The organism is Croceitalea sp. MTPC6, from assembly GCF_036985525.1.
GTDB lineage: Bacteria > Bacteroidota > Bacteroidia > Flavobacteriales > Flavobacteriaceae > Croceitalea.
The window spans coordinates 868,497-889,364 of record NZ_BTGR01000001.1 but is presented as its reverse complement, the minus strand read 5'-3'; the positions used below and the strand labels follow the sequence as shown (position 1 = coordinate 889,364).

23 protein-coding genes are annotated in these 20,868 nt (G+C 35.2%); 13 read left to right on the top strand and 10 right to left on the bottom strand.

Translation table 11 applies throughout. The features are described 5' to 3' along the window. The first annotated feature begins 11 nt into the window (after nt 1-11). Nucleotides 12-944 (top strand): peptidylprolyl isomerase, encoded by a 933-nt coding sequence (locus AACP56_RS04135; protein WP_339333128.1) that lies wholly within the window; start codon nt 12-14, stop codon nt 942-944. Nucleotides 945-1,392: 448 nt separating this feature from the next. On the opposite strand, the gene AACP56_RS04130 is transcribed toward AACP56_RS04135, so the two are convergent. Further along, nucleotides 1,393-1,587 carry a cold-shock protein gene (locus tag AACP56_RS04130; protein ID WP_275648494.1) on the bottom strand — a complete coding sequence of 65 codons (195 nt, stop codon included), beginning with the start codon at nt 1,585-1,587 and terminating at the stop codon, nt 1,393-1,395. A gap of 224 nt (nt 1,588-1,811) precedes the next feature. On the opposite strand from AACP56_RS04130, the gene AACP56_RS04125 reads away from it, so the two are divergent. Next, on the top strand, nt 1,812-2,354 hold the full coding sequence (locus AACP56_RS04125; protein WP_339333130.1) for a YfiT family bacillithiol transferase: 543 nt from the start codon (nt 1,812-1,814) through the stop codon (nt 2,352-2,354). Here the strand turns inward: AACP56_RS04125 and AACP56_RS04120 are convergent, their stop codons facing one another. Together AACP56_RS04120 and AACP56_RS04115 are read right to left on the bottom strand one after the other, a co-directional pair. After that, nucleotides 2,355-2,876 (bottom strand): GNAT family N-acetyltransferase, encoded by a 522-nt coding sequence (locus AACP56_RS04120; protein ID WP_339333132.1) that lies wholly within the window; start codon nt 2,874-2,876, stop codon nt 2,355-2,357. It lies immediately after the preceding gene. Beyond that, entirely contained in the window at nt 2,867-3,421 is a 555-nt protein-coding gene (locus AACP56_RS04115; RefSeq protein WP_339333134.1) for a thioredoxin family protein, read from the bottom strand. Before AACP56_RS04115 ends, AACP56_RS04120 begins: the two co-directional genes overlap by 10 nt. Nucleotides 3,422-3,482: 61 nt before the next feature. Here AACP56_RS04115 and AACP56_RS04110 point away from each other — a divergent pair, with 61 nt between their 5' ends. From AACP56_RS04110 to AACP56_RS04100, 3 genes are read left to right on the top strand one after another with little or no spacing between them, the layout of a single operon-like run. Further along, nucleotides 3,483-3,821, top strand: a complete 339-nt coding sequence (locus AACP56_RS04110) for a tRNA-binding protein (protein ID WP_339333136.1) — start codon at nt 3,483-3,485, stop codon at nt 3,819-3,821. Between the two features lie 3 nt (nt 3,822-3,824). Then, on the top strand, nt 3,825-4,742 hold the full coding sequence (locus tag AACP56_RS04105) for a bile acid:sodium symporter family protein (protein ID WP_339333138.1): 918 nt from the start codon (nt 3,825-3,827) through the stop codon (nt 4,740-4,742). After that, entirely contained in the window at nt 4,739-5,803 is a 1,065-nt protein-coding gene (locus AACP56_RS04100; RefSeq protein WP_339333140.1) for a lysophospholipid acyltransferase family protein, read from the top strand. Before AACP56_RS04105 ends, AACP56_RS04100 begins: the two co-directional genes overlap by 4 nt. Here AACP56_RS04100 and AACP56_RS04095 read toward each other — a convergent pair. The 3 genes from AACP56_RS04095 to AACP56_RS04085 form a co-directional block, all read right to left on the bottom strand. Beyond that, complete coding sequence (locus tag AACP56_RS04095; RefSeq protein ID WP_339333142.1) at nt 5,778-8,303, bottom strand: M14 family zinc carboxypeptidase; 2,526 nt, start codon at nt 8,301-8,303, stop codon at nt 5,778-5,780. The genes AACP56_RS04100 and AACP56_RS04095 overlap by 26 nt on opposite strands. 86 nt (nt 8,304-8,389) lie before the next feature. After that, nucleotides 8,390-8,767, bottom strand: a complete 378-nt coding sequence (locus tag AACP56_RS04090; protein WP_339333144.1) for a PUR family DNA/RNA-binding protein — start codon at nt 8,765-8,767, stop codon at nt 8,390-8,392. Between the two features lie 82 nt (nt 8,768-8,849). Next, entirely contained in the window at nt 8,850-10,601 is a 1,752-nt protein-coding gene (locus AACP56_RS04085; RefSeq protein ID WP_339333146.1) for an ABC transporter ATP-binding protein, read from the bottom strand. 166 nt (nt 10,602-10,767) lie between these two features. Between AACP56_RS04085 and nusB the strand changes: the two genes are divergently transcribed. The 3 genes from nusB to yajC are packed head-to-tail and all read left to right on the top strand — an operon-like array spanning nt 10,768 to nt 12,536. Continuing rightward, nucleotides 10,768-11,715 carry a transcription antitermination factor NusB gene (nusB, locus tag AACP56_RS04080; RefSeq protein ID WP_339333148.1) on the top strand — a complete coding sequence of 316 codons (948 nt, stop codon included), beginning with the start codon at nt 10,768-10,770 and terminating at the stop codon, nt 11,713-11,715. 41 nt (nt 11,716-11,756) lie between these two features. Continuing rightward, nucleotides 11,757-12,236 (top strand): DUF1573 domain-containing protein, encoded by a 480-nt coding sequence (locus AACP56_RS04075; RefSeq protein ID WP_339333150.1) that lies wholly within the window; start codon nt 11,757-11,759, stop codon nt 12,234-12,236. A gap of 9 nt (nt 12,237-12,245) precedes the next feature. Continuing rightward, nucleotides 12,246-12,536 (top strand): preprotein translocase subunit YajC, encoded by a 291-nt coding sequence (yajC, locus tag AACP56_RS04070; protein WP_339333152.1) that lies wholly within the window; start codon nt 12,246-12,248, stop codon nt 12,534-12,536. Between the two features lie 53 nt (nt 12,537-12,589). Here the strand turns inward: yajC and AACP56_RS04065 are convergent, their stop codons facing one another. Both AACP56_RS04065 and pepT read right to left on the bottom strand, forming a co-directional pair. Continuing rightward, nucleotides 12,590-13,183 (bottom strand): YdeI/OmpD-associated family protein, encoded by a 594-nt coding sequence (locus AACP56_RS04065; RefSeq protein WP_339333154.1) that lies wholly within the window; start codon nt 13,181-13,183, stop codon nt 12,590-12,592. 2 nt (nt 13,184-13,185) lie between these two features. Next, nucleotides 13,186-14,412, bottom strand: a complete 1,227-nt coding sequence (pepT, locus tag AACP56_RS04060; protein ID WP_339333156.1) for a peptidase T — start codon at nt 14,410-14,412, stop codon at nt 13,186-13,188. A gap of 44 nt (nt 14,413-14,456) precedes the next feature. Between pepT and AACP56_RS04055 the strand changes: the two genes are divergently transcribed. From AACP56_RS04055 to AACP56_RS04045, 3 genes are read left to right on the top strand one after another with little or no spacing between them, the layout of a single operon-like run. Further along, nucleotides 14,457-14,930, top strand: coding sequence for a hypothetical protein (locus tag AACP56_RS04055; RefSeq protein ID WP_339333158.1), 474 nt, complete (start codon nt 14,457-14,459; stop codon nt 14,928-14,930). A gap of 57 nt (nt 14,931-14,987) precedes the next feature. Further along, nucleotides 14,988-16,028 carry a quinone-dependent dihydroorotate dehydrogenase gene (locus AACP56_RS04050; protein ID WP_339333160.1) on the top strand — a complete coding sequence of 347 codons (1,041 nt, stop codon included), beginning with the start codon at nt 14,988-14,990 and terminating at the stop codon, nt 16,026-16,028. Nucleotides 16,029-16,038: 10 nt separating this feature from the next. Beyond that, nucleotides 16,039-16,575: a DinB family protein gene (locus AACP56_RS04045; RefSeq protein ID WP_339333162.1), complete on the top strand. Its 537-nt coding sequence runs from the start codon at nt 16,039-16,041 to the stop codon at nt 16,573-16,575. A gap of 5 nt (nt 16,576-16,580) precedes the next feature. Here AACP56_RS04045 and AACP56_RS04040 read toward each other — a convergent pair whose 3' ends face one another. Next, a complete protein-coding gene (locus AACP56_RS04040; RefSeq protein WP_339333164.1) occupies nt 16,581-17,009 on the bottom strand; it encodes a Dabb family protein in 429 nt (142 codons plus the stop codon). Between the two features lie 78 nt (nt 17,010-17,087). On the opposite strand from AACP56_RS04040, the gene AACP56_RS04035 reads away from it, so the two are divergent. Continuing rightward, complete coding sequence (locus AACP56_RS04035) at nt 17,088-17,714, top strand: LysE family translocator (protein WP_339333166.1); 627 nt, start codon at nt 17,088-17,090, stop codon at nt 17,712-17,714. 18 nt (nt 17,715-17,732) lie between these two features. After that, on the top strand, nt 17,733-18,596 hold the full coding sequence (locus tag AACP56_RS04030) for a hydroxymethylglutaryl-CoA lyase (protein WP_339333168.1): 864 nt from the start codon (nt 17,733-17,735) through the stop codon (nt 18,594-18,596). 49 nt (nt 18,597-18,645) lie between these two features. On the opposite strand, the gene AACP56_RS04025 is transcribed toward AACP56_RS04030, so the two are convergent. Then, entirely contained in the window at nt 18,646-20,865 is a 2,220-nt protein-coding gene (locus tag AACP56_RS04025; protein ID WP_339333170.1) for a TonB-dependent receptor family protein, read from the bottom strand. Between the last annotated feature and the right edge of the window lie 3 nt (nt 20,866-20,868).

Genomic DNA, 20,868 nt, shown 5'->3' with positions numbered 1-20,868 from the left:
AAATGAGCAAGATGCAAGACGGTATTTACGCAAAATTTAATACTACAAAAGGAGAGGTTTTAGTAAAATTAACCCACGACAAAACACCAGGAACGGTTGGTAATTTTGTGGCCTTGGCGGAAGGTAATATGGAGAATAATGCCAAACCACAAGGGAAGCCTTATTATGATGGACTTAAATTTCACAGGGTGATTCCAGATTTTATGGTTCAAGGTGGATGCCCCCAGGGAACTGGAACAGGCAGTCCAGGTTATCAGTTTGATGATGAGTTCCATTCAGAATTGACACATGAAGGTCCAGGAGTGCTTTCTATGGCCAATGCTGGTCCAGGAACCAATGGCAGTCAATTTTTTATAACACATGTGGCAACGCCATGGTTAGATAATAAGCATACTGTTTTTGGTCATGTGGAACATGGACAAGAAGTTGTGGATGCCATTGCCCAAGATGATGCGATAGATACTTTAGAAATAGTTCGTGTGGGAACCGAAGCAGAAAACTGGAATGCGATTGAAGCTTTTAGAACTTTTGAAGGTTCTAGAGAAAAAAGACTTGCTGAAAAAAAAGCAAAGGCGGAAGCTGAGATGGAAAAACTTGCTGCAGGTTTTGAGAAAACTGCTTCTGGCTTACGCTATAAAATGATACAGACCGGTTCTGGTACAAAGGCTGAAAATGGAAAAACAGTATCTGTGCACTATGAAGGTAGTCTAACTAATGGACAAGTTTTTGATTCTTCTTTTAAGAGAAATCAACCCATAGATTTTCAGTTAGGTACAGGACAGGTAATTGCAGGTTGGGATGAAGGTATTGGTCTGTTAAAAGTTGGGGATAAGGCTCGTTTTGTAATTCCATCACAATTAGGCTATGGTAGTGCAGGGGCTGGAGGTGTTATTCCACCAGATGCTACCTTAATATTTGATGTGGAATTAATGGATGTCAAATAGCTACAAACTAAAAAGGCATTAAAAAAGAAAAGCTTCCAACAATGGGAGCTTTTTTATTTTGCACTGTTCACACTTATCAACAACAGGAATATGTTTATGACAAGCAAAAAAAGCAGGATTGTAAAAAATGTGTTCATTACGGTATTGGAGGTTATATTATTGAAATAACTATTTCTATTATAACAACTTAACGTAAAAATACCCTACTTATTTTTTAGACCCATTAACGCTTACAAATAATAAAAAGATATTTATTATCAATAATGTAGAAAGTATCCCGAAAAAGGTAATCATGGTTGTGTTTATTTATTGGGGTAACTTTAATTGTAATTGTTCAACCTTTAGATAGTTATTTTATGAATGGTTGCGTAAAAAGTTAAACAAAATTCAAATAAAAACCCCCGCCATTTGGCGGGGGTTTATCTTATAAAAAAGTGTGCTGTATACCTTAATCTATAACTTGTACATTTACGGCGTTCAATCCTTTTTTACCTTGTTGTAGTTCGAATTCTACAACATCACCTTCACGAATCTCATCGATTAAACCTGAAATGTGTACAAAGTGATCTGTGTTTGAACCGTCTTCAGTGATGAATCCATAACCTTTAGAATCGTTGAAGAATTTTACTGTTCCTTTACTCATAATAAATATTAAAAAAAATTAATTTGAGCGGCAAAAGTACAATTAATTTGTTGTTAATGAGGGATTTTGTCTTAATTATTTGTAATCTTTTTATTAATTAAATGGAAATTGTGTTTATCCGCTTATGATTTACACATTTACTTGTTATGTTTAATTGGACCAAAGAAGATTATTTTCACCAATGGTAACAAGCTAATTTACCTTAGGTTTACTACTTTTAATATATGGAAGAAAAGACTCTAGAACAGCTACGATATCCTATTGGCCATTATAAAATCCCTGAGAAAATTAGTGGCGAACAACTAAAAGAATGGATTTCAATTTTAGAACACTTGCCAGCCAGGTTGGAAGAAATGGTCAACACACTTTCACAACAGCAATTAGAAACTCCATACAGACCAGGAGGCTGGACAGTTAGACAACTAGTTCATCACATTTCAGATAGTCATCATCACAGTTATATACGTTTTAAGTGGGCTTTGACCGAGGATAACCCTACTATTAAACCCTATTTTGAAAAAGAATGGTCAAATCTATTTGACGCAAAAACTGCACCTATCCAAATGTCTCTGGACCATTTAAAGGCAGTACATGCCAAATTGGTGTATTTGCTAAAAGGTCTTTCAAAAGAAGACTTATTGAAAAAATTTACCCATCCAGAAGGTAATGAGGAAACCACATTGGAGGAAAACGTTGGCAGGTATGCTTGGCATGGCAGCCACCATTTTGCACATATAGAGAATCTGATAAAACGGGAAGGTTGGTAATTACAATTTTCGTTCCATTAACCACATTTCCTTTTCAGTTTCTAGAACATTAGGTAATTCTATATAGGATTCTTTGACAATTCTATATTTATGTTTTTTATAAAACCTTATAGGCTTTCCTTTTTTCATAGCATATAGCCATACAGAATCTTTTTCATGTCTTTTAGCTAATTCATGCACAAAACTTAAAGTTTTGCTGCCAATACCTTTTCCAGAATAAGATTGTAGGATATAAATCTTATTTAATAATAAATTCTTTTTAGGAATACATGGTTCCTTGTCTGAGTCTAGGGTTAGATTTAAAATACCTGCGTTAAACTCATTTGCCTTGATCAGGTAAAATAATTGTTTTGAATCATTTAGCGTTTGTACAACCGATTCTTTTGTGAGATGAGCATTTATAAAAGGAGAGGGGTCTTGGTTTTTCCAGAGGTGTAAATAATGCTCTTTATAAGATTGAATTCCTACGGAAATATAAAACTCAATATTAGATAATGTTACTGGTTCTAAGTTTACTTCCATTTTATATTGCAACCAATACTTGGTTTTTGACTTTCTACAATTGCGCCACTGGATAGTAAACTATCCATGGCATTTCTCAAATCCCAACCCGTTAACGGCAATCCATTTCCAGGCCTGGAATCATCCAATTGTCCACGATAAACCAATTTTAATTCTTCATCGAACAGATAAAAATCTGGTGTACACGCTGCATCATAAGCACGAGCAGTTTCTTGGGACTCATCATATAAATAAGGAAAAGAATACCCTTCTCGTTGAGCGACTTTTGTCATTAAATGTGGTGCATCTTGTGGATAATTGTCCACATCATTACTGGAGATTGCAATAAAACCAATTCCTTTCTTTTGATATTCCTCTCCAAGTCTTGCAATTTCTGGATTTACATGAATCACAAAAGGGCAATGATTGCAAATAAATAGTATTACAGTCCCTTTATTCCCCTTTAGTTCTTTTAGAGCTAATTTTTTATTGGTTACAGTATCCAGAAGCGTAAATTCTGGAGCTTTGGTTCCTAAGGGAAGCATATTACTGGGTGTCCTTGCCATAATAGAATACTTTTAATTCTCTGAGAAGAATTGTACATTTTATGCCACAAAGTTAAAGACTATGAGCGAAACTATACAATGGTCAGATTTTTCCAAAATTGATATGCGAGTAGGCACTATAATCCAAGTAGATGATTTTCCAAAAGCACGCAAACCCGCTTATCAAGTTAAAATTGATTTTGGATTGGGAATGGGAGTAAAAAAATCTTCTGCTCAAATTACAAAGCGTTACGCAAAAGAAGACTTGCTGGGCAAACAAATTGTTGCTGTAGTTAATTTCCCTAAAAAGCAAATTGCAGATTTTATGAGTGAATGCCTTATCTTGGGTGCTGTCGAGGATGATGATGTTATTTTATTGCAACCAAGCTTTGACATTCCTAACGGACTTAAAATCTCATAATATTTGGAACAAATCATAGATAACGTTCATATTAATTTTGATTCCAATACGCTTTGGACCTTAAACTTAGCTTTGGCTTTGGTAATGTTCGGTATCGCTTTAGAAATTTCCGTTAGTGACTTTAAACGGCTATTTCAAAAACCAAAAGCTGTACTTACTGGTGTTTTTAGTCAGTTTATACTGTTGCCCATAGTTACTTTTATATTGGTATTTATAATTGAGCCCTTACCGAGTATTGCATTGGGCATGTTTATGGTCGCTGCATGCCCAGGAGGTAATATTTCAAACTTTATTACGCACCTTGCCAAAGGTAATGCGGCACTTTCTATTACCTTAACTGCAATAGCTACACTGCTGGCAATAGTAATGACACCATTAAACCTACAGTTTTGGGGATCACTTTATGGACCAACGGCAGTTATACTCAGGGAAGTAGCGATTTCTCCATTAGAGATGATAAAATTGGTATCCTTATTGCTTGGTTTGCCCTTGGCCCTTGGGATGTTATTAAATTATATAAAGCCAAGCTTTGCTCTAAAGCTGGCAAAGTTTTTTAGGGTAGCATCTTTGATATTTTTTGTGGCACTTATATTCTTGGCACTTTATAAAAACAAAGAGATTTTTTTGGACTATGTTTTTTATGTTTTTTGGATTGTGCTACTGCATAATCTAATAGCTTTTTTAACTGGTTTTTCATTAGCAAAGGCTATGGGTTTTTCTAAGGAAAACATCAGAAGTATAACTATTGAAACTGGTATTCAAAACTCAGGATTGGGTCTTTTATTGATTTTTACTTTTTTTGATGGTCTTGGTGGCATGGCTTTATTGACTGCTTTTTGGGGCATTTGGCATTTGGTGTCCGGATTGCTTTTAGCCGGTTTCTGGGGGTATCAACCAATTAAAAAAGAAGAATTGGTTTGAAACAACTAGGGTACTATTTTTTTAAATATTGGATTTCTTTCGGACTCTTTTTTTACTTCAAAAAGATAATAGTTATTGGTTTGGAAGATATTCCCAAGAATAAGCCAATACTACTGCTTTCCAATCATCAAAATGCATTGTTGGATGTGCTGTTGATTGCCACTAGAAATAGTCTTAAGCCATGGTATTTGACACGCTCTGATGTTTTTAAAAGTAAGTTGTTTAGCCCATTATTTTATTTTTTACAAATGATTCCAATCTATCGGATGCGTGATGGAAAAGATACCTTGTCAAAAAACCAAGCAATTTTTAATCAATGTGGGGAATTATTAAATAATAATGAAACACTACTTATTTTTCCTGAAGCAGACCATAATTTAAAGCGAAGAGTCCGCCCATTGAGCAAGGGATTTACCCGTTTGCTATTTAATGCTCTAGAAGAGAACCCTAAGTTAGAAATACAACTTGTTCCTGTAGGGCATAACTATCTGAGGGCAACTAATTTCCCGGATAGTACAGCATTGTATTTTGGAAAACCCATAAGTGTTCAAGACTTTTTGAATGAGAATAAGAATGATACTGTTTCAAAAATAAAATATACTGTAGCCGAGCAGCTTAAACTTTTAACAACAAACATAGAGGATGAAGCTAACTATGACAGCATCTATAGTATTTTGGAAAATGAAGGCGTAAATTTTTTATACCCCAAAGAGGTAAACGCACGAATTAAAAGCGTTACACTCAATAGGGAGACTCAAAACCTTAAATCAAACAATGTTTTCCATAGAGGGATTATAAAATTCCTTTTTGTATTGCTAAATCTACCTATTTACCTTGTTTGGAGGGTAGTTGTTAAACCTACAGTTCCAGAACCAGAGTTCATGGGTACTTTTCGGTTTGTGTTTTCTATGCTTTTCTATCCTATTTTTTATCTTTTAATGGCAATAATAATTAGTAATAGTTATTCAATAAAAACGGCGTGCCTAGTAGTAGTTGGGCACGCCGTTTTGAATTTTATCTTTATTAAAATAGGGTTTACATCATCTGTCCAAAGAAAATAGCATTCATGAGAAGTTTGTTAGTTCCATACCAGAATGCCCTAAAATTGGTGTTGTCTGTAAATAGGATAACACGTCCTCTTCCCAACCGGCGAACTTTAAATGGAACACTATTTTTAATCAGTTCTTCATTTTCCTCAGAAATATAACCGCTTTGTAAAGGGTCGTTGGTGTATTGAATAGGGTTGTTGTAACTATTCTTGTCAGGTTTTATATAAATATTGGTATTTCTGAACAAGGATATTTTATCGTTTTTGTAACCAAAATTTATCGGATGCGAACGATCTTGTTTTGCCTCAAAAATAGCACCTCCAGTAACTTGTGCCCCTATAAAATTTCCTTTTTGGTCAAATGCTATGTTTTTGGCCACCATGGAATCTTTTTTCAACTCTAACTTCATCAACCCATTTTTCTTGTACCAATTAGCTACATTGCGATAACCAATTACAGTTCCGCCATCTTTGACCCATTCTTTTATTTTTTCAGCTCCTTTTTTATCTAGGATATTGCTCCCCCAACCACTTGGTAAAATCAAATCGGTATACTTATCCAAATCAACATTATTAAAATATTTGGTATCGATTTTTGTGATTTTCATGTTGTATCGGGTGTCAAATAAATGCCATATCTCTCCTGCATCATAGGAACGTACCCCATCGCCTACAAGGATAGCTATGTTTTGTTTTTTTATGGGGTCAAAATCATTACTTCCCAAGTCAATTCCCTTGGTGAGCCCTGTAGAAACCCCAGTAATTTGCAGTTGATTCTCTTTAGCTACCTCGTTCAAAAAAGTATATAATGCTTTAGAGTCTAATTTCTGATTTTGGACAGGAATCATTATAGTTCCGTAATCATAGTTCTTGCCTTCTAAGCTAAATGGAGACTTTGCGGTTTTTGCACGCAATCCTTTTTCTAGGATAGCATTTAAGGCACGTGGCGTATAATACTCATGCCATTCAAATAAATAGGCATAATTACTTTGTCCACTAACTGCACCTGATAATGGCTGGAAATTTGAAATTTCATTACCAGCATTTGATAATGAAGTTAACTCTGCATAATCTAAATTAAACGATAGTGGCAAAGTCCAAGCTGAAACGTCATAAAAAAGACTATCTGTAAATGTTGTTCTTTTTTCAAACATGGCGTTGATCAGCCTTGGATTTTTCTGATTTAGAGGAACTACATAGCTAGAACCTTTTTTGTATGCTTTTCCAGATATGGTAACATCTGAAGCCAATTCGTGAAATTTTATCTTATGACGATTTAATACCTCGGCCAAGTGCCAAGCTCTAGAAGCATCCTTGCTATCCCCAAAGACATAACCTTTTGTTCTACTTCTGGATGCTTCACTTTTAATATCACTATAGAATTTACGCTGGTAATCCAATATTTTTGAACGCATGTTTTGAGCTGCTTCAATAGTAGAAAGTGCAGTAGTAAATTGATTACGAATTGTAAAGGGAAAAGTTAGGATTCCATTTTCACTTTCTTGAATATGGCCACGAGAACTCCCTTGTTCAAAAAGAATACCGATACTTCCATTTACATCTGGAAAAGTGGAACCTTTACCATAATAGTAATCATCGTAATTCTCTTCAGAGTAGTACAAGGAACCAATTTTATCCAAAGCTTTGGCATGGTAAGTACCTATTTCTGCTGTTAATTCTTGATTAATTTTTGGAGTAAGTGGATTTACACGTGTAGGCTCACCTGGTTGAAAGAAAAAAGTAGAATTAGTACCCATCTCGTGATGGTCCGTTAAAATATTTGGTAACCATTTGTGAAAGGTTTTGATACGTGCTCTGCTCTCTGGTAATTGTACAGGTAGCCAATCCCTATTCATATCAAACCAATAATGGTTAGTTCGCCCACCAGGCCATACTTCGTGATATTCCCTCTCATTTCGGTCAGGGTTTAAGTTAATGCTCCTGTTCGTGTTTGCCCAATAAGCAAAACGTTGTAAACCATCTGGATTAAAACTCGGGTCTAGAAGAATAACCATGTTTTTAAGCTTTGCATCTATTTCTGGTCCTTGAGCAGCCGCTAAGTAATATGCATAGGCCAAAGCAGCGTTAGAACCACTAGGTTCATTACCATGGATAGAAAAGCCTTGGTATACCACAATTGGCATTTCTGAAGTATTTAAATTACCAGAACCACTTTCACTCAACGCTATATGGTCTTTTCGAATTTGTTCCAGATTTTGATGGTTCTCTGGAGAGGTGACAGTGAGCAATAAAATTGGTCTACCTTCAAAAGTTTCTCCTCTTGTTTCAATCGTCATTCTATCACTGGCTTTTGCCAAAGTTTGCATGTAAAAAACGAGCTTATCATGGGTAACATGCCATTCACCAACTTCATGACCAATAACATCTGCAGGTTTTGGTATTGCATCATCATAAGATACATTTTGGGGTAAATAATAATCCAAAGTGACATCATTTTGAGCCGATACAACAACAGTGATCGTAAAAAGTAAAAGGGTAAAAATTGCCTTCATGGTCTATATTTTAATTAGCTGTTCTAAAAATAAAAAACGACCTGAGGAAACAGGTCGTTTTAAACAATTTATTTTATCATTTTGAATTATATATCATCAAAGTCCACATCTGTAAAGTTACCAGTAGAAGTGTCATCTTCTTTTGGAGTACTATTTTCCTCCTCTTTTTTAAAGTCTTTTTGGTGACGTTCAGAAATTACTTCGTGCCCTTTTTCATCAATAATATAATCCATCATCTCTTCCATAATTTCCCTGAAAGAGGCGAAATCTTCTTTATATAGATAAATTTTGTGCTTTTTATAATGGAAAGAACCGTCGTCGTGCGTAAATTTTTTGCTTTCGGTGATTGTTAAATAGTAGTCTCCAGCCTTTGTGCTTCTTACGTCAAAAAAATAGGTCCTTCTTCCTGCCCTTAAGACTTTGGAGTAAATTTCCTCCTGATCCATCAAATCTTTATCTCCCATATGGTATAGTGTTCTTAGCGTGTAATGTTACTTAACTCTTTCAAAAATGTAAAAAAAAAAGCTAATCCAGCAACTTTTTGCATTAATCTTTATCTGACAACTGATCCAAGAAAAGTTCTTTGTAATAGCCTTCAGAATTATTGAGCTCTTCATGTGTACCCTCTTGTAGTATGCTGCCATTCTCCAATACAATGATTTTGTCCGTATTCTTTGCAGAAGATACCCGGTGACTAACAATAAGGGTTGTTTTATTACTGGAAGCGTTTTTTAGATTAGTCAATATTTCTTCTTCGGTCTCTGTGTCCACTGCAGAAAGACAGTCGTCAAAAAGATAAATTTCTGGGTCTTTTAACAACGCTCTTGCTATGGACACACGCTGTTTCTGTCCACCACTTAGTGTTATACCACGCTCGCCCAAAATGGTCTTGTACTGTTTCGAAAAACCCATAATATTATCATGAACTACCGCCTCTTTGGCAACTTCAATGATTTCATCTTTATTCGCATCTTCTTTGCCAAAACGAATGTTATTTTCAATGGTGTCCGAGAACAAGAAAGCATCTTGGGGAACTGCCCCGATAGCTGTACGTAAGCTGTTGAGATTTAATTTTTTTATTGGAACATCATCAATTAGGATTTCTCCTTCAGAAACATCATAAAGACGGGATACTAAATCTAAGATTGTGGATTTACCGGAACCTGTCTTTCCCAAAAAGGCAACACTTTGCCCAGCTTCAATAGTAAATGAAATATCTTTTAAGGCAGTGATATCCGTATCTTCATAAGTGAAACTTACGTTTTTGAACTCAATTTTACCCTTGATTGGAGTTGGTTGTTCTATTTCGTTTTTAATGGTTGGCTGTTCCCTTAAGAACTCATTTATACGTTTTTGTGATGCCTCAGCCCTTTGCACTATGGAAGTAAGCCAACCAACAACGGCCACTGGCCATGTCAACATATTCACGTAAAGTATAAACTCGGCTATAATCCCAATGGATTCAATTTCGCCCGCTATGTATTGCTTTCCCCCTATATAGATTACAAAAATGTTACTAATACCTATTAAAAGAATCATTAGTGGAAAAAACCAAGCATTTACTTTCGCCAAATCCATACTGGTGTTTTTTCCTTCTAAGGCTAAACCTCTAAGTTCTTCGTTAATTTGTGGCTCTAACCCATAGGCTTTGATCACAGGAACACCAGAAAAAGACTCTTGCGTAAAAGTGGAAAGTGTGGATAAGTATTCCTGAACCTTTGTACTCCTCTTATGTATTATTTTACTGATTTGATAAATAAGAACAGATAAAATAGGTAATGGAATTAGCGTATAAAAAGCAATTGTAGGTGCTTTTATAAACATCAAAGGAATTAAACATGCGAATAGTGTTAAAGTCTGGATGCCATACATAATTGCTGGGCCGGCGTACATTCTTACTTGGCCAACATCCTCACTAATTCGATTCATTAAATCACCAATACGGTTACGTTTATAAAAATTTAGATTTAGAAATTGGTAATGGTCAAAAACTTCATTTTTTAAATCGTATTCAATGTATCTGGATACATTGATGATGGTCTGTCTCATTAAAAAAGTAAAAAGTGCGGATAGCAATGCAGCACCAACAATAATTAGAATGTATTCCAAGAGAACTTCCTTAGCTTCTGATCTAGAGATAGAATTACCGATAAAGTCTTCGACTGCCTTAATGGATTTGTTCACATAGGAAGGCATGACCAATGAAAATATCCTAGCAATAACAGTAATGATAATGCCTACAAAAAGTTTAATCCAATATTTTTTGAGGTATTTATTGAGATATTTTAATTCTTTCATAGATTTAAAAAGGACAGGTCAGATAGGTAATCGGGCAAAGATATACGATTGTTGTAAAAACTAATGTTATAAAACTGATAAGATATTTTTTCATGTAGGTATGCTAAAAATATAGCCTTACTTTTGCGATGTGATACTGACCATATTTACTTTAAAGTTCTTTTAAATGCTCACAAGAAGGCACATTCGTGTAAAGGTAATGCAATGTATCTATGCATTGATACAATCCAAAGACGACTCTTTGGAAAAGCAGGAGAAATTCTTAAAATACAGTATAGATAACATGTATACGCTGTACTTGTTGATGTTCAGTTTGTTAACTGAAATACATCAACTTGCGGAAAAGCATGTTGAACATGCTTCAAAAAAATACATTGCTTCCGAAGATGATAACTTTCCAATACCCGAAAAGTTCCTAAAAAATAAGTTGTTGCAACAAATTGTTTCCAACAGTGCGTTGCAGAAAGAATTTTCTAAAAGAAAACTTCAAAACTGGTATTTAAACGATGAATATGTAAAACTTATATACAAAGAGCTTGTTGCAAGCGACATCTACAAAACCTACATGCTTTCCAATGATGGCAGTTATCAAAACGACAAAGCAGTAATCATAGAGCTTTACAAGGAAATAATTGCTCCTAACGAAAAGATATATGAGTACTTTGAAGACGATAAACTTACTTGGATAGACGATATTCCAATAGTGAACACTTTCATTGTTAAACAATTAAAAAAAGCGAAAGAAGATGCTCCAGAAAACTTTTTCTTGCCCCGATTGTTAAAAGATAAACAGGATATGGTCTTTGCCAATGAGTTGTTGACGAAAACCTTATTGAACAATGCAGAATGGGAGAAAGAGATTGAAGGTAAAACGCCCAATTGGGACAAGGACAGAATAGCTGAGATTGATTATATTTTATTAAAGATGGGTATCTGTGAATTGCTCAACTTTTCCTCTATTCCAGAAAAGGTGACCATAAATGAGTATTTGGAGATTGCTAAAGAATATTCTACGCCCAAAAGCAGTATTTTCATTAATGGTATTCTTGATAAATTGGTAAAAGAATACAAGTCCAATGGTAAGCTTCAAAAAATTGGTCGCGGACTGCTATAAGTATTATTTGATTATTTTTGCATAAATTAAAATTTTAAAAGATGAAAAGAATAGTAACAGCGCTAAGTGTTGTCACACTTTTATTTATTTCTACTTCTTGTAAAGACAAGGCAACGGCCAAAATTAATTCTGATAATGTTGAGGTCGCTTCAAACAGAGACGAAGCTCAAAAGAAAATTCCAGTAATGAGTTTTGACAAGTCAGAACATGACTTTGGGGCTATTGAGCAAGGGACTCCACAAGAGACTATTTTTAAATTTACAAACACAGGTGACGCACCTTTAATAATTACCGATGCCAAAAGTAGCTGTGGTTGTACAGTTCCAGAGTATCCAAAAAATACACCGATCGCACCGGGTGATTCTGGTGAACTATTGGTTAAATTCAATGGATCTGGACAAAATCAAGTAACAAAAACCATTACAGTTACTGCAAATACTGCAAAAGGTTCAGAATTATTAAGAATAAAGGCCTTTGTTAACCCTAAAGGTGCTGCCGTTGCAGGACCGGTAAAAAGCTAAATATAGTAGATGGAAGGATTAGGACAGTTTCCCTTTTTAATTGCAATTTTCGCGATTTTCTTTGTTTTTATGATTTTGCCTCAAATGCGTAGACAGAAGGCTGAGAAGAAGTTTGCAAAAGAGCTAAAAAAAGGAGATAAGGTAATGATGAAGAGTGGTCTTCATGGTAAAGTTTCAGAATTGAACGATAAGGATAATTCTTGTGTAATCGAAACCATGGCAGGACGCTTAAAGTTTGACAGAAGTGCAATTTCAATGGAGATGAGTAAGAAGTTAAATCCTGCTCCAGCAAAAAAATAGTTATCAATTTACTTTAACAAAAAACCCATGATTCTTATCATGGGTTTTTTTGTTTATCTGTATTTATCATTGAGCCCTGTGCCTTCCATAATCATTGGAAGTATTTTTCCCAATCTGCTTAACTTGGTCTTTTCTTGCTTGGCTGTCTCAATGTATTCATAGAATTCTTTTTGCTTATAAGTGCTAAATTCATCAAACGCCGATTTTAGTTTTTTATCATCAGCTAATTTTTTAGACAGCAATTTTGGAATTACTGTTTTTTTCGTTGATTTTGTTGGCGCTAAAACCCGACCATTTTTCTGATTTTCGATAGCCTCAATCATATATCCTCGAACAACATTTTTATCAATTTGGTCTTCGGCGGTAAACTTCCAATGCCGCATCGCTTTAGTCTTTCCTTCTTGGGCATTTTTAAGAACGTTTAAGGAGTCTTTTAGAAACACTCCATTAAAAAACCATATTCCAAAGTGATTTTTAAACTTACAGATGGCAAGTACGTTTTTACCATCTACGGTATAGGTTGGAAACATCCATTTAAAAGTTTCCTCCATTTTTGTTTTTAGAGCTATTTCCCTTAGAATACCAATAGCTTTTTTATAATGGTGCTCTTCCGCAAAATATGCTTCAATTTTTTCTGATTTATCCATACTTAGAACTTTTCACCAGTAAGTTCGCAAATTTTTATGATGGTTTCAACCGCTTTTTTCATACTCTCTAGTGGAATATATTCATACTTTCCATGAAAATTATGCCCTCCGGCAAAAATATTAGGGCAGGGGAGCCCCATAAAACTTAGTTGAGAACCATCGGTGCCTCCACGAATAGGTTTGATAATGGGCTCTATACCTACTTTCAACATTGCTTCCTCCGCTATTTCTATAATATGAAAAACAGGTTCTATTTTTTCCTTCATATTTTGATACTGGTCATTTATTTCTACGGTTACAATGTCGCCATATTTAGTGTTTATTTTTTCGGCAATAGAGCCTAACAAATCTTTTCTAGCCTGAAAATGCTCTTCATCATGGTCTCTGATAATTAACTCAAATTCTGCATGCTCAATATCTCCTTTGAAAGTATGGACATGGAAAAATCCTTCCCTGTCTTCAGTATGCTCTGGAACTTCTCTAGGTGGTAAAAGGCTCAAAAATTCATTGGCTATACCAATGGCATTCACCATTTTATTTTTTGCATACCCTGGATGGACACTTTTCCCTTTTACAATGACTTTAGCACCTGCAGCATTAAAATTTTCAAATTCAAGTTCTCCAACTTGACTTCCATCTATGGTATAAGCCCAATCTGCATTAAATTTTTTAATGTCAAATTTGTGGGCTCCCCTTCCAATTTCCTCATCAGGGGTAAATCCTATTCTAATTTTACCATGCTTAATTTCTGGGTGCTGCACTAAAAACTCCATAGCAGTAATTATTTCTGCAATCCCTGCTTTATCATCTGATCCTAGCAATGTTTTGCCATTAGTGGTAATTAGCGTCTGACCTTCATATTGCTTTAAATGTTCAAAATAATCCGGAGAAAGTATAGTATTGGAAGCCTCATCGAGTACAATATCGCCACCATCATAATTTTCTATAATCTTTGGTTTTATATTGGTCCCAGTAAAATCTGGAGTGGTATCAAAATGGGATATAAACCCAATGGTTGGCACTTTTTTTTCCAGATTACTTGGCAAAGTTGCCATGATGTAGGCATTTTCATCAATTGAGACTTCCTCTAAACCAATCCTAGAAAGTTCAAGCACTAGTTTTTTGGCTAATTTCCATTGCTTTTCTGTGCTTGGTGTAGTTTTGGAATAAGGGTCACTTTGTGTATCTATTGCAACATATTCCAAAAATCGTGGTAGTAGGTTTTCCATAAAACATGCTTTTCATCAAAAATAATGTTTATTAAATCGGAAATATGTTGAAAAAAGACCTATTGCAGCTATATTGTTGTGTTAACCTAGCTGATTTGATAAAAACACTACTCACTTTTTTTATTTTATTTTTTTGCTCTTTGATCTATTCTCAAGCGGATTGTTATTTGGGTATTGGCGGCAAGGATGACGAAACTATCCAGAAGGTTTTTAGGTTGGATTCTGTTCAAGTTGAAAAAATGAAGAACTGGGGGGCAGAGTTAAAATATCGAAATAGCTTTTTAATTAATAAAGCGAATAATTTATTAAAGCGACATGCAGAAAGTTCACCTGAGGTTCTTATGACAATGTCTTACCAATATAAAAAGTTGTTAGATAGTATGCAGGGTAATTTAAGGATGTTGGATAAGCGTATGCTTGGTATTTTTAATGAAGAACAATACAATCTGTATATGGTACTATGCAATCAAATATCCAATAGTCCACTGTATCCTACAGTTCCTGTTAACGAAAAATAGCGAAAGATGTTAAAATACATTCTCAGAGTTTCTATTTTTGCCCAAATTTAATTTTTGATGTACAAGTACTTTATTCGGCCGTTGTTGTTTTTGTTGGATGCCGAAACTGCCCATCACTTCTCTTTTTCTTCAATACGTATCCTTTCTAAACTAGGCTTTTCGTCATTATTTAGGTCAATGTACCTTATTGAAGATAAAAAGCTTGAGCGCGAAGTTTTTGGAATAAAATTTAAAAACCCCGTTGGTTTAGCTGCTGGGTTTGATAAGGATGCAAAACTCTATAACGAATTTTCGAACTTTGGTTTTGGTTTTATAGAAATAGGAACACTTACTCCTAAAGGACAATCCGGAAACCCTAAGCCTAGGTTGTTTCGCTTGTTAGATGACCAAGGAATTATCAACCGGATGGGTTTTAATAATGGTGGTGTTTATGATGCAGTTGAACGATTAAAGAAAGAGCATCGCGTTATCGTTGGAGGTAATATTGGAAAAAACAAATTGACCAAAAATGAGGATGCTGTCAAAGATTATTTAATCTGTTTTGACGCTCTTTTTGAGCATGTTGATTATTTTGTGGTCAATGTTAGCTCTCCCAATACTCCTGGGCTTAGAGAATTACAGGACAAAAAGCCATTGACTGATATTTTAAAGAAGCTCAAGCGGGAAAATGTCAAAATTGCAGCAAAACATAAATTGCAGGAGAAACCAATCCTTTTAAAGATAGCCCCAGATTTAACGGATAACCAGTTATTGGATATCATAAGTATTGTAAAAACCACAAAAATAGATGGGGTTATAGCAACAAATACTACCATAAGTAGAAAAGGGCTCAAGTCGCATCTAACCTTGGCCGAGGAAAAGGGTGGTCTTAGTGGCAAGCCTTTGACTAATCGAAGCACAGAAGTTATCCGTTTTTTAGCTGAAAAGAGCAATAAATCCTTTCCCATTATTGGAGTAGGGGGAATCCATTCTGCTAAAGATGCACTGGAAAAATTAGAGGCAGGCGCAGATTTAGTGCAGTTATATACTGGTTTTGTGTACGAAGGTCCTAGTTTGCTCAAACAAATCAATAAAGCTATATTGGAAAAGGAACAATAAGCCTTTTCAAATGAAGCAATTCGTAATAGTTTTAGTAGCATTATTTTCAACGAACCTTGGATTTAGTCAACAAGAAAGCGGACCAAAAACTAAGTTCACAAAAATGTATCTTCCTGTTTGGTTAGAGGCAAGATCACATTGTCTAGAGGTTGCAGAAGCCATGCCTGAAGATTTGTATAATTATAGGCCTACACCTGAAAGTAAATCCTTTGCTGAACAAATGGTACATATTGGTTATACCATTGAGCTATTGACCAAGCGTTATGTTCAGGGGATGGAGGTAAAACCAAACACACCAGATGCTTCAAAAATGAGCAAGAAAGAAATAATTTCTCTCTTAAGAAATGGATTTTCTTATACTACCAATGTAATAAAAACAGTTGAAAAAGCTAAACTGGATGAGACCTGTATAATGTACCACAGTGGGAATACTGTAAGCAGGGCTTTTGCATTTTTTTACGTGCAAGACCATTTGACGAACCATAGGGCAAAAGCAAACCTCTATTTGCGAATGAACAATATTAAACCGCCAGAATATACCTGGTAAAAAAGTTATTTGGTCCAGTAGTCCAACACCAATACATCATCAATATGAGGTGAAGCTATTTCCACAAATGCTTTATGGTCTGGATGAGGTAAATAAATTGCACGATCCTTCTCGCTCTTAAAGCTTACAAAAAAAGAATGGGTAAAACCTTTATCCAATCCTTCTGGGCTGTTGTTGGTACCCCACTCAAAATCTACAATCTCAGAAATTTTTGAAGGCAGTGCGGCAAAAGTTTTTTCGATTACTTGTAATTCTTCTTTTGTAGTTTCTTCTTTGAACTTAAAAAGTACGATATGACGTAGTAATTTATCTTGATTTATAGTTTCTTGAGAAGTCATTTTTGAATTTTCTTTTACATCAATGGAAACACATCCACAAAAAATAAATACTAGTATTAATATTACTATTTTTTGAAATCGGTAATTATTTTTCATTTCACGAAATTTTGATTGGTTGAAATATAAGTTTTTTAAATCGTAGAATTCGTATTTTAACCACTTAGATATCCAACTTTGAATTACGAAATACTACTAGGTTTTATTTTGGCAACAGCTGCACTTGGTATATCTCCAGGTCCTGATAATATTTATGTACTTACCCAGAGCATTGTCAATGGCAAAAAGTATGGTTTGGCAACAGTGGCTGGTTTAATGACGGGTTGTTTAATACATACAAGTCTGCTGGCCTTTGGGGTGTCTACCGTAATAAAGAATAATGATACTATTTTTTTAATGATTAAACTGTTTGGTGTGGGGTATCTATTATATCTATCCTACACGGTATATAAAGCAGGAAATGAAATTCATATCGAAAACAAATCCATTTCAAAGTCAAGCCTTTGGAGCCTTTTTAAAAAAGGTTTTATAATGAATGTACTTAACCCAAAAGTGACTATTTTTTTTCTTGCTTTCTTTCCAGGTTTTTTGTTCAGTAACTCCATGGGCACAGTACTACAGTTTTATGTACTAGGATTTGTTTTTATAGCTGTTTCATTCTTGATTTTTGGAACAATAGCCATTCTTGCAGGCACAATATCAGATTATATTTTAAGAACACCAAAAGCGGGACTATTTCTTAAATGGCTTCAGATTATCGTTTTCATAGGTATTGCTGTTTATCTATTGCTATCGGATAAATAATGGTAATTTTGAATTGGTATGTCAAAAGTTAAGCTCATAGAATGCCCAAGAGATGCTATGCAAGGCATTAAGGCTTTTATTCCCACGGAACTTAAGGTGAAATATATTCAATCACTTTTAGGTTGTGGATTTGATACCATAGATTTTGGAAGTTTTGTATCTCCCAAGGCTATTCCTCAAATGGTTGATACTGCTGAGGTGCTAAGTCAATTGGATTTGACCAAGACAAAAAGTAGATTATTGGCAATTGTTGCAAATGTCAGGGGAGCCACAGATGCAAGTAAGCATGATGAAATAGATTACTTGGGCTATCCGTTTTCAATTTCTGAAAACTTTCAAATGCGGAATACGCATAAAACTATAGACGAGTCTGTGGAAACCCTTAAAACGATTCTAGATATCGCAACAACCACAAACAAAGAAGTGGTAACTTATATTTCCATGGGGTTCGGAAATCCGTATGGTGACCCATGGAATGTTGAAATAGTAGGGGAGTGGACCGAAAAACTTGCAGAAATGGGAGTTAAGATTCTTTCCCTTTCTGATACGGTTGGCACTTCTGATCCTGAGACTATCGACTATTTGTTCTCCAACCTTATCCCTAAATATCCAGATATTGAATTTGGTGCCCATCTGCATACTACACCAACCAAATGGCACGAAAAGATAAATGCTGCCTATAAAGCTGGTTGCAGACGTTTTGATGGTGCTATACAAGGTTTTGGCGGATGTCCCATGGCTAAAGACGAGCTTACTGGTAATATGCCCACAGAGAAAATGCTTTCTTACTTCACATCAGAAAAAGTAGCTACCAATGTAAATGCAATGGTATTCGAGGCTGCGTTCAATAAGGCGACAGAATTGTTTTCAAAGTATCACTAAATAAAAGAAGCCCATGTTTAATGGGCTTCTTTAACATGACAAGTATTTTTTAATAACGTAATTCCAATCCTCCCAAAAGACTGAAAGGCATACCGGGTCTTAGTCCGGCGGGGACTCTAGCAACAGCATACGTTTCATCTAATAGATTCATCGTATTTAATGTTACTGCAATATGTGGGTTTAGACGGTATTTTCCTCCCAAATCTAAAACGAGGTTATCATCCACAATTTCATTTGCTGGTATTGGACCTGAACCAGCCTGTGTTCTAAATGCCCCATTATATCTTCCGCTAAAGTTTATCTCATACTTTTCATGCTCCAAAGATATGGTAGCGTTAAGTTGATGCTTGGAAAGATATGGGAGCTCATCTCCTGCAGTAACTTCTCCCCAGATGTCATTTTCACTTCCAAAACTGTTCAAGAACTCAGTATCTGTTAAGGTGTAGCCCACTGTTATTGGTAAAATATAATTTTCACTCTTTGGAAGTAAGTTATAATTTAATAGAATTTCCAACCCCTGAACTTTTACCTCACCTGCATTAAATTGGTCAAGGGAACCTGTACCTCCAGTAGCTGCTAAATCGCTGCCTAATAAGTTGCTGTAATCATTGTAAAATCCAATAATTTCACCTGTAAACCCTGCGTATGTAAAACGAGTACCCAGTTCAAAGTTTACACTTTCCTCAGGTTGTTCCCCAACTTGGTTGCTCGGAGGAGAAAAACCTTTATGAACTCCCCCAAAAAGTGAAATATTCTCAAAGTTGTAATTAAAACCTATGCCGGGAATAAATACATCTACTTTATTCTCACGTTCCGATAAGTCAATACCTGTTCTTTCCACATCATTGGTTCCATAATTTGAACGACCAAGGGTAATGTTTTCATATCTTATTCCTGGTGTAAGCGTAAGATTCTTGTACTTTAATTTGTATAGTGCATAGGATGAAAATGCTCTCGCATTACTAATTCTATTTGCATTTGTTCCTGGAATTCCAGCATTTGCTAGCTCCATAACGCCATTTGTGATGCTGTAGTCATCAACCCATTGGAAACGGTCTTCTTCATCGTAATGATAGCGTAGTCCTATCTCTAAATCATGAAAGGTATTTGCACCTGTCCAATGGTAATCAAGCTTTGTTTGTATTCCAGTGGAAAGATAATCTCTGTTGTTTGCTTTAACTCCTAGAAAATCAGAAGCTCCAGAGTTTGCTGTACCATTTACGATACCAAAATATGGGGCAAAACTGTTGGGGTCTTCAAGAACATTTGATATACCTTCTCGCTCCCCATCTACTTCAACATAATCTAGTTTATACCAATTTCTACTAAAATCATTTACATATCCTACTGTGGTGATTCTAAAATAATCATTGAATTTGAGAGTATGTGTACCCATGAACTGTAGATGTTCTGTGTCCATTCTATCAAATTGTGACCCAGCGTAACGTCTAAAAGGTGTAGCTTCAAAATCAGATTGGGTTAAGCCTAAATAGGTTTCGTTAGAAGTTTCGTCAGCATATTGAAATTTGACTTCAAACTCTTGACCTACTTTTGCATTAGGATTTGTATTTACTTTAAATTTTGCAACCAAATCGTTTTTATCAAAACCAGTATCGGCACCGTTATCTAATTCTTTGAATCCATTGGAATTATAATTTAGATACTCTACTGAGTATCCAAAGTTCTTTTTACTATCACCTAACTGTGCGTGTAGCCTACCGCTCTGAAAACTGCCATAACTTGTATTTACAAAAATCCCAAAGTTTTCTGGTACTTCTGTAGAGAGCATATTTATTGCACCTCCTGTGGTGTAAGGTCCGTATTGAACTTGACTGCTTCCTTTTAAAATCTCCACAGCTTGCATTCTAGCAATGGTTGGAAAGTAATAGGCAGATGGAGCACTATATGGTGCAGGAGCAATTAGAACCCCATCTTCCATTAATGTTATTTTAGCACTACGTTCAGGAGAAGTTCCGCGCAAACTGATATTTGGGCGTAAACCAAAGCCATCCTCTTCGTAAACATTAACTCCAGGGACAGACCTGAGCGTTCTGTTTACATCTGTATAATTAAATTTTTTAATCTCCTCGGATGATATATAATATGCGGAACCAGTTCTATTTTTTGCTTCGAACTTACTGCCTAATATTACTTTTGCAGAAAGAACTACTTCATTCAAACGAATAGAATCTATTTTTTGAGTTTTATTTTGTTGGGCTAAAGAAGAAAAAGTAACTACGAACGCTACTAAACTTAATTTCTTGTACATTTC

Coding starts and splice junctions, on each gene's coding strand:
- nusB (WP_339333148.1), top strand. CDS start 10,768: ATGCTCACAAGAAGGCACATTCGTGTAAAGGTAATGCAATGTATCTAT.
- AACP56_RS04030 (WP_339333168.1), top strand. CDS start 17,733: ATGTCAAAAGTTAAGCTCATAGAATGCCCAAGAGATGCTATGCAAGGC.
- pepT (WP_339333156.1), bottom strand. CDS start 14,412: ATGGAAAACCTACTACCACGATTTTTGGAATATGTTGCAATAGATACA.
- AACP56_RS04025 (WP_339333170.1), bottom strand. CDS start 20,865: ATGTACAAGAAATTAAGTTTAGTAGCGTTCGTAGTTACTTTTTCTTCT.
- AACP56_RS04040 (WP_339333164.1), bottom strand. CDS start 17,009: ATGAAAAATAATTACCGATTTCAAAAAATAGTAATATTAATACTAGTA.
- AACP56_RS04075 (WP_339333150.1), top strand. CDS start 11,757: ATGAAAAGAATAGTAACAGCGCTAAGTGTTGTCACACTTTTATTTATT.
- AACP56_RS04090 (WP_339333144.1), bottom strand. CDS start 8,767: ATGGGAGATAAAGATTTGATGGATCAGGAGGAAATTTACTCCAAAGTC.
- yajC (WP_339333152.1), top strand. CDS start 12,246: ATGGAAGGATTAGGACAGTTTCCCTTTTTAATTGCAATTTTCGCGATT.
- AACP56_RS04055 (WP_339333158.1), top strand. CDS start 14,457: ATGTTGAAAAAAGACCTATTGCAGCTATATTGTTGTGTTAACCTAGCT.
- AACP56_RS04045 (WP_339333162.1), top strand. CDS start 16,039: ATGAAGCAATTCGTAATAGTTTTAGTAGCATTATTTTCAACGAACCTT.
- AACP56_RS04085 (WP_339333146.1), bottom strand. CDS start 10,601: ATGAAAGAATTAAAATATCTCAATAAATACCTCAAAAAATATTGGATT.
- AACP56_RS04115 (WP_339333134.1), bottom strand. CDS start 3,421: ATGGCAAGGACACCCAGTAATATGCTTCCCTTAGGAACCAAAGCTCCA.
- AACP56_RS04050 (WP_339333160.1), top strand. CDS start 14,988: ATGTACAAGTACTTTATTCGGCCGTTGTTGTTTTTGTTGGATGCCGAA.
- AACP56_RS04065 (WP_339333154.1), bottom strand. CDS start 13,183: ATGGATAAATCAGAAAAAATTGAAGCATATTTTGCGGAAGAGCACCAT.
- AACP56_RS04130 (WP_275648494.1), bottom strand. CDS start 1,587: ATGAGTAAAGGAACAGTAAAATTCTTCAACGATTCTAAAGGTTATGGA.
- AACP56_RS04125 (WP_339333130.1), top strand. CDS start 1,812: ATGGAAGAAAAGACTCTAGAACAGCTACGATATCCTATTGGCCATTAT.
- AACP56_RS04120 (WP_339333132.1), bottom strand. CDS start 2,876: ATGGAAGTAAACTTAGAACCAGTAACATTATCTAATATTGAGTTTTAT.
- AACP56_RS04135 (WP_339333128.1), top strand. CDS start 12: ATGCAAGACGGTATTTACGCAAAATTTAATACTACAAAAGGAGAGGTT.
- AACP56_RS04095 (WP_339333142.1), bottom strand. CDS start 8,303: ATGAAGGCAATTTTTACCCTTTTACTTTTTACGATCACTGTTGTTGTA.
- AACP56_RS04110 (WP_339333136.1), top strand. CDS start 3,483: ATGAGCGAAACTATACAATGGTCAGATTTTTCCAAAATTGATATGCGA.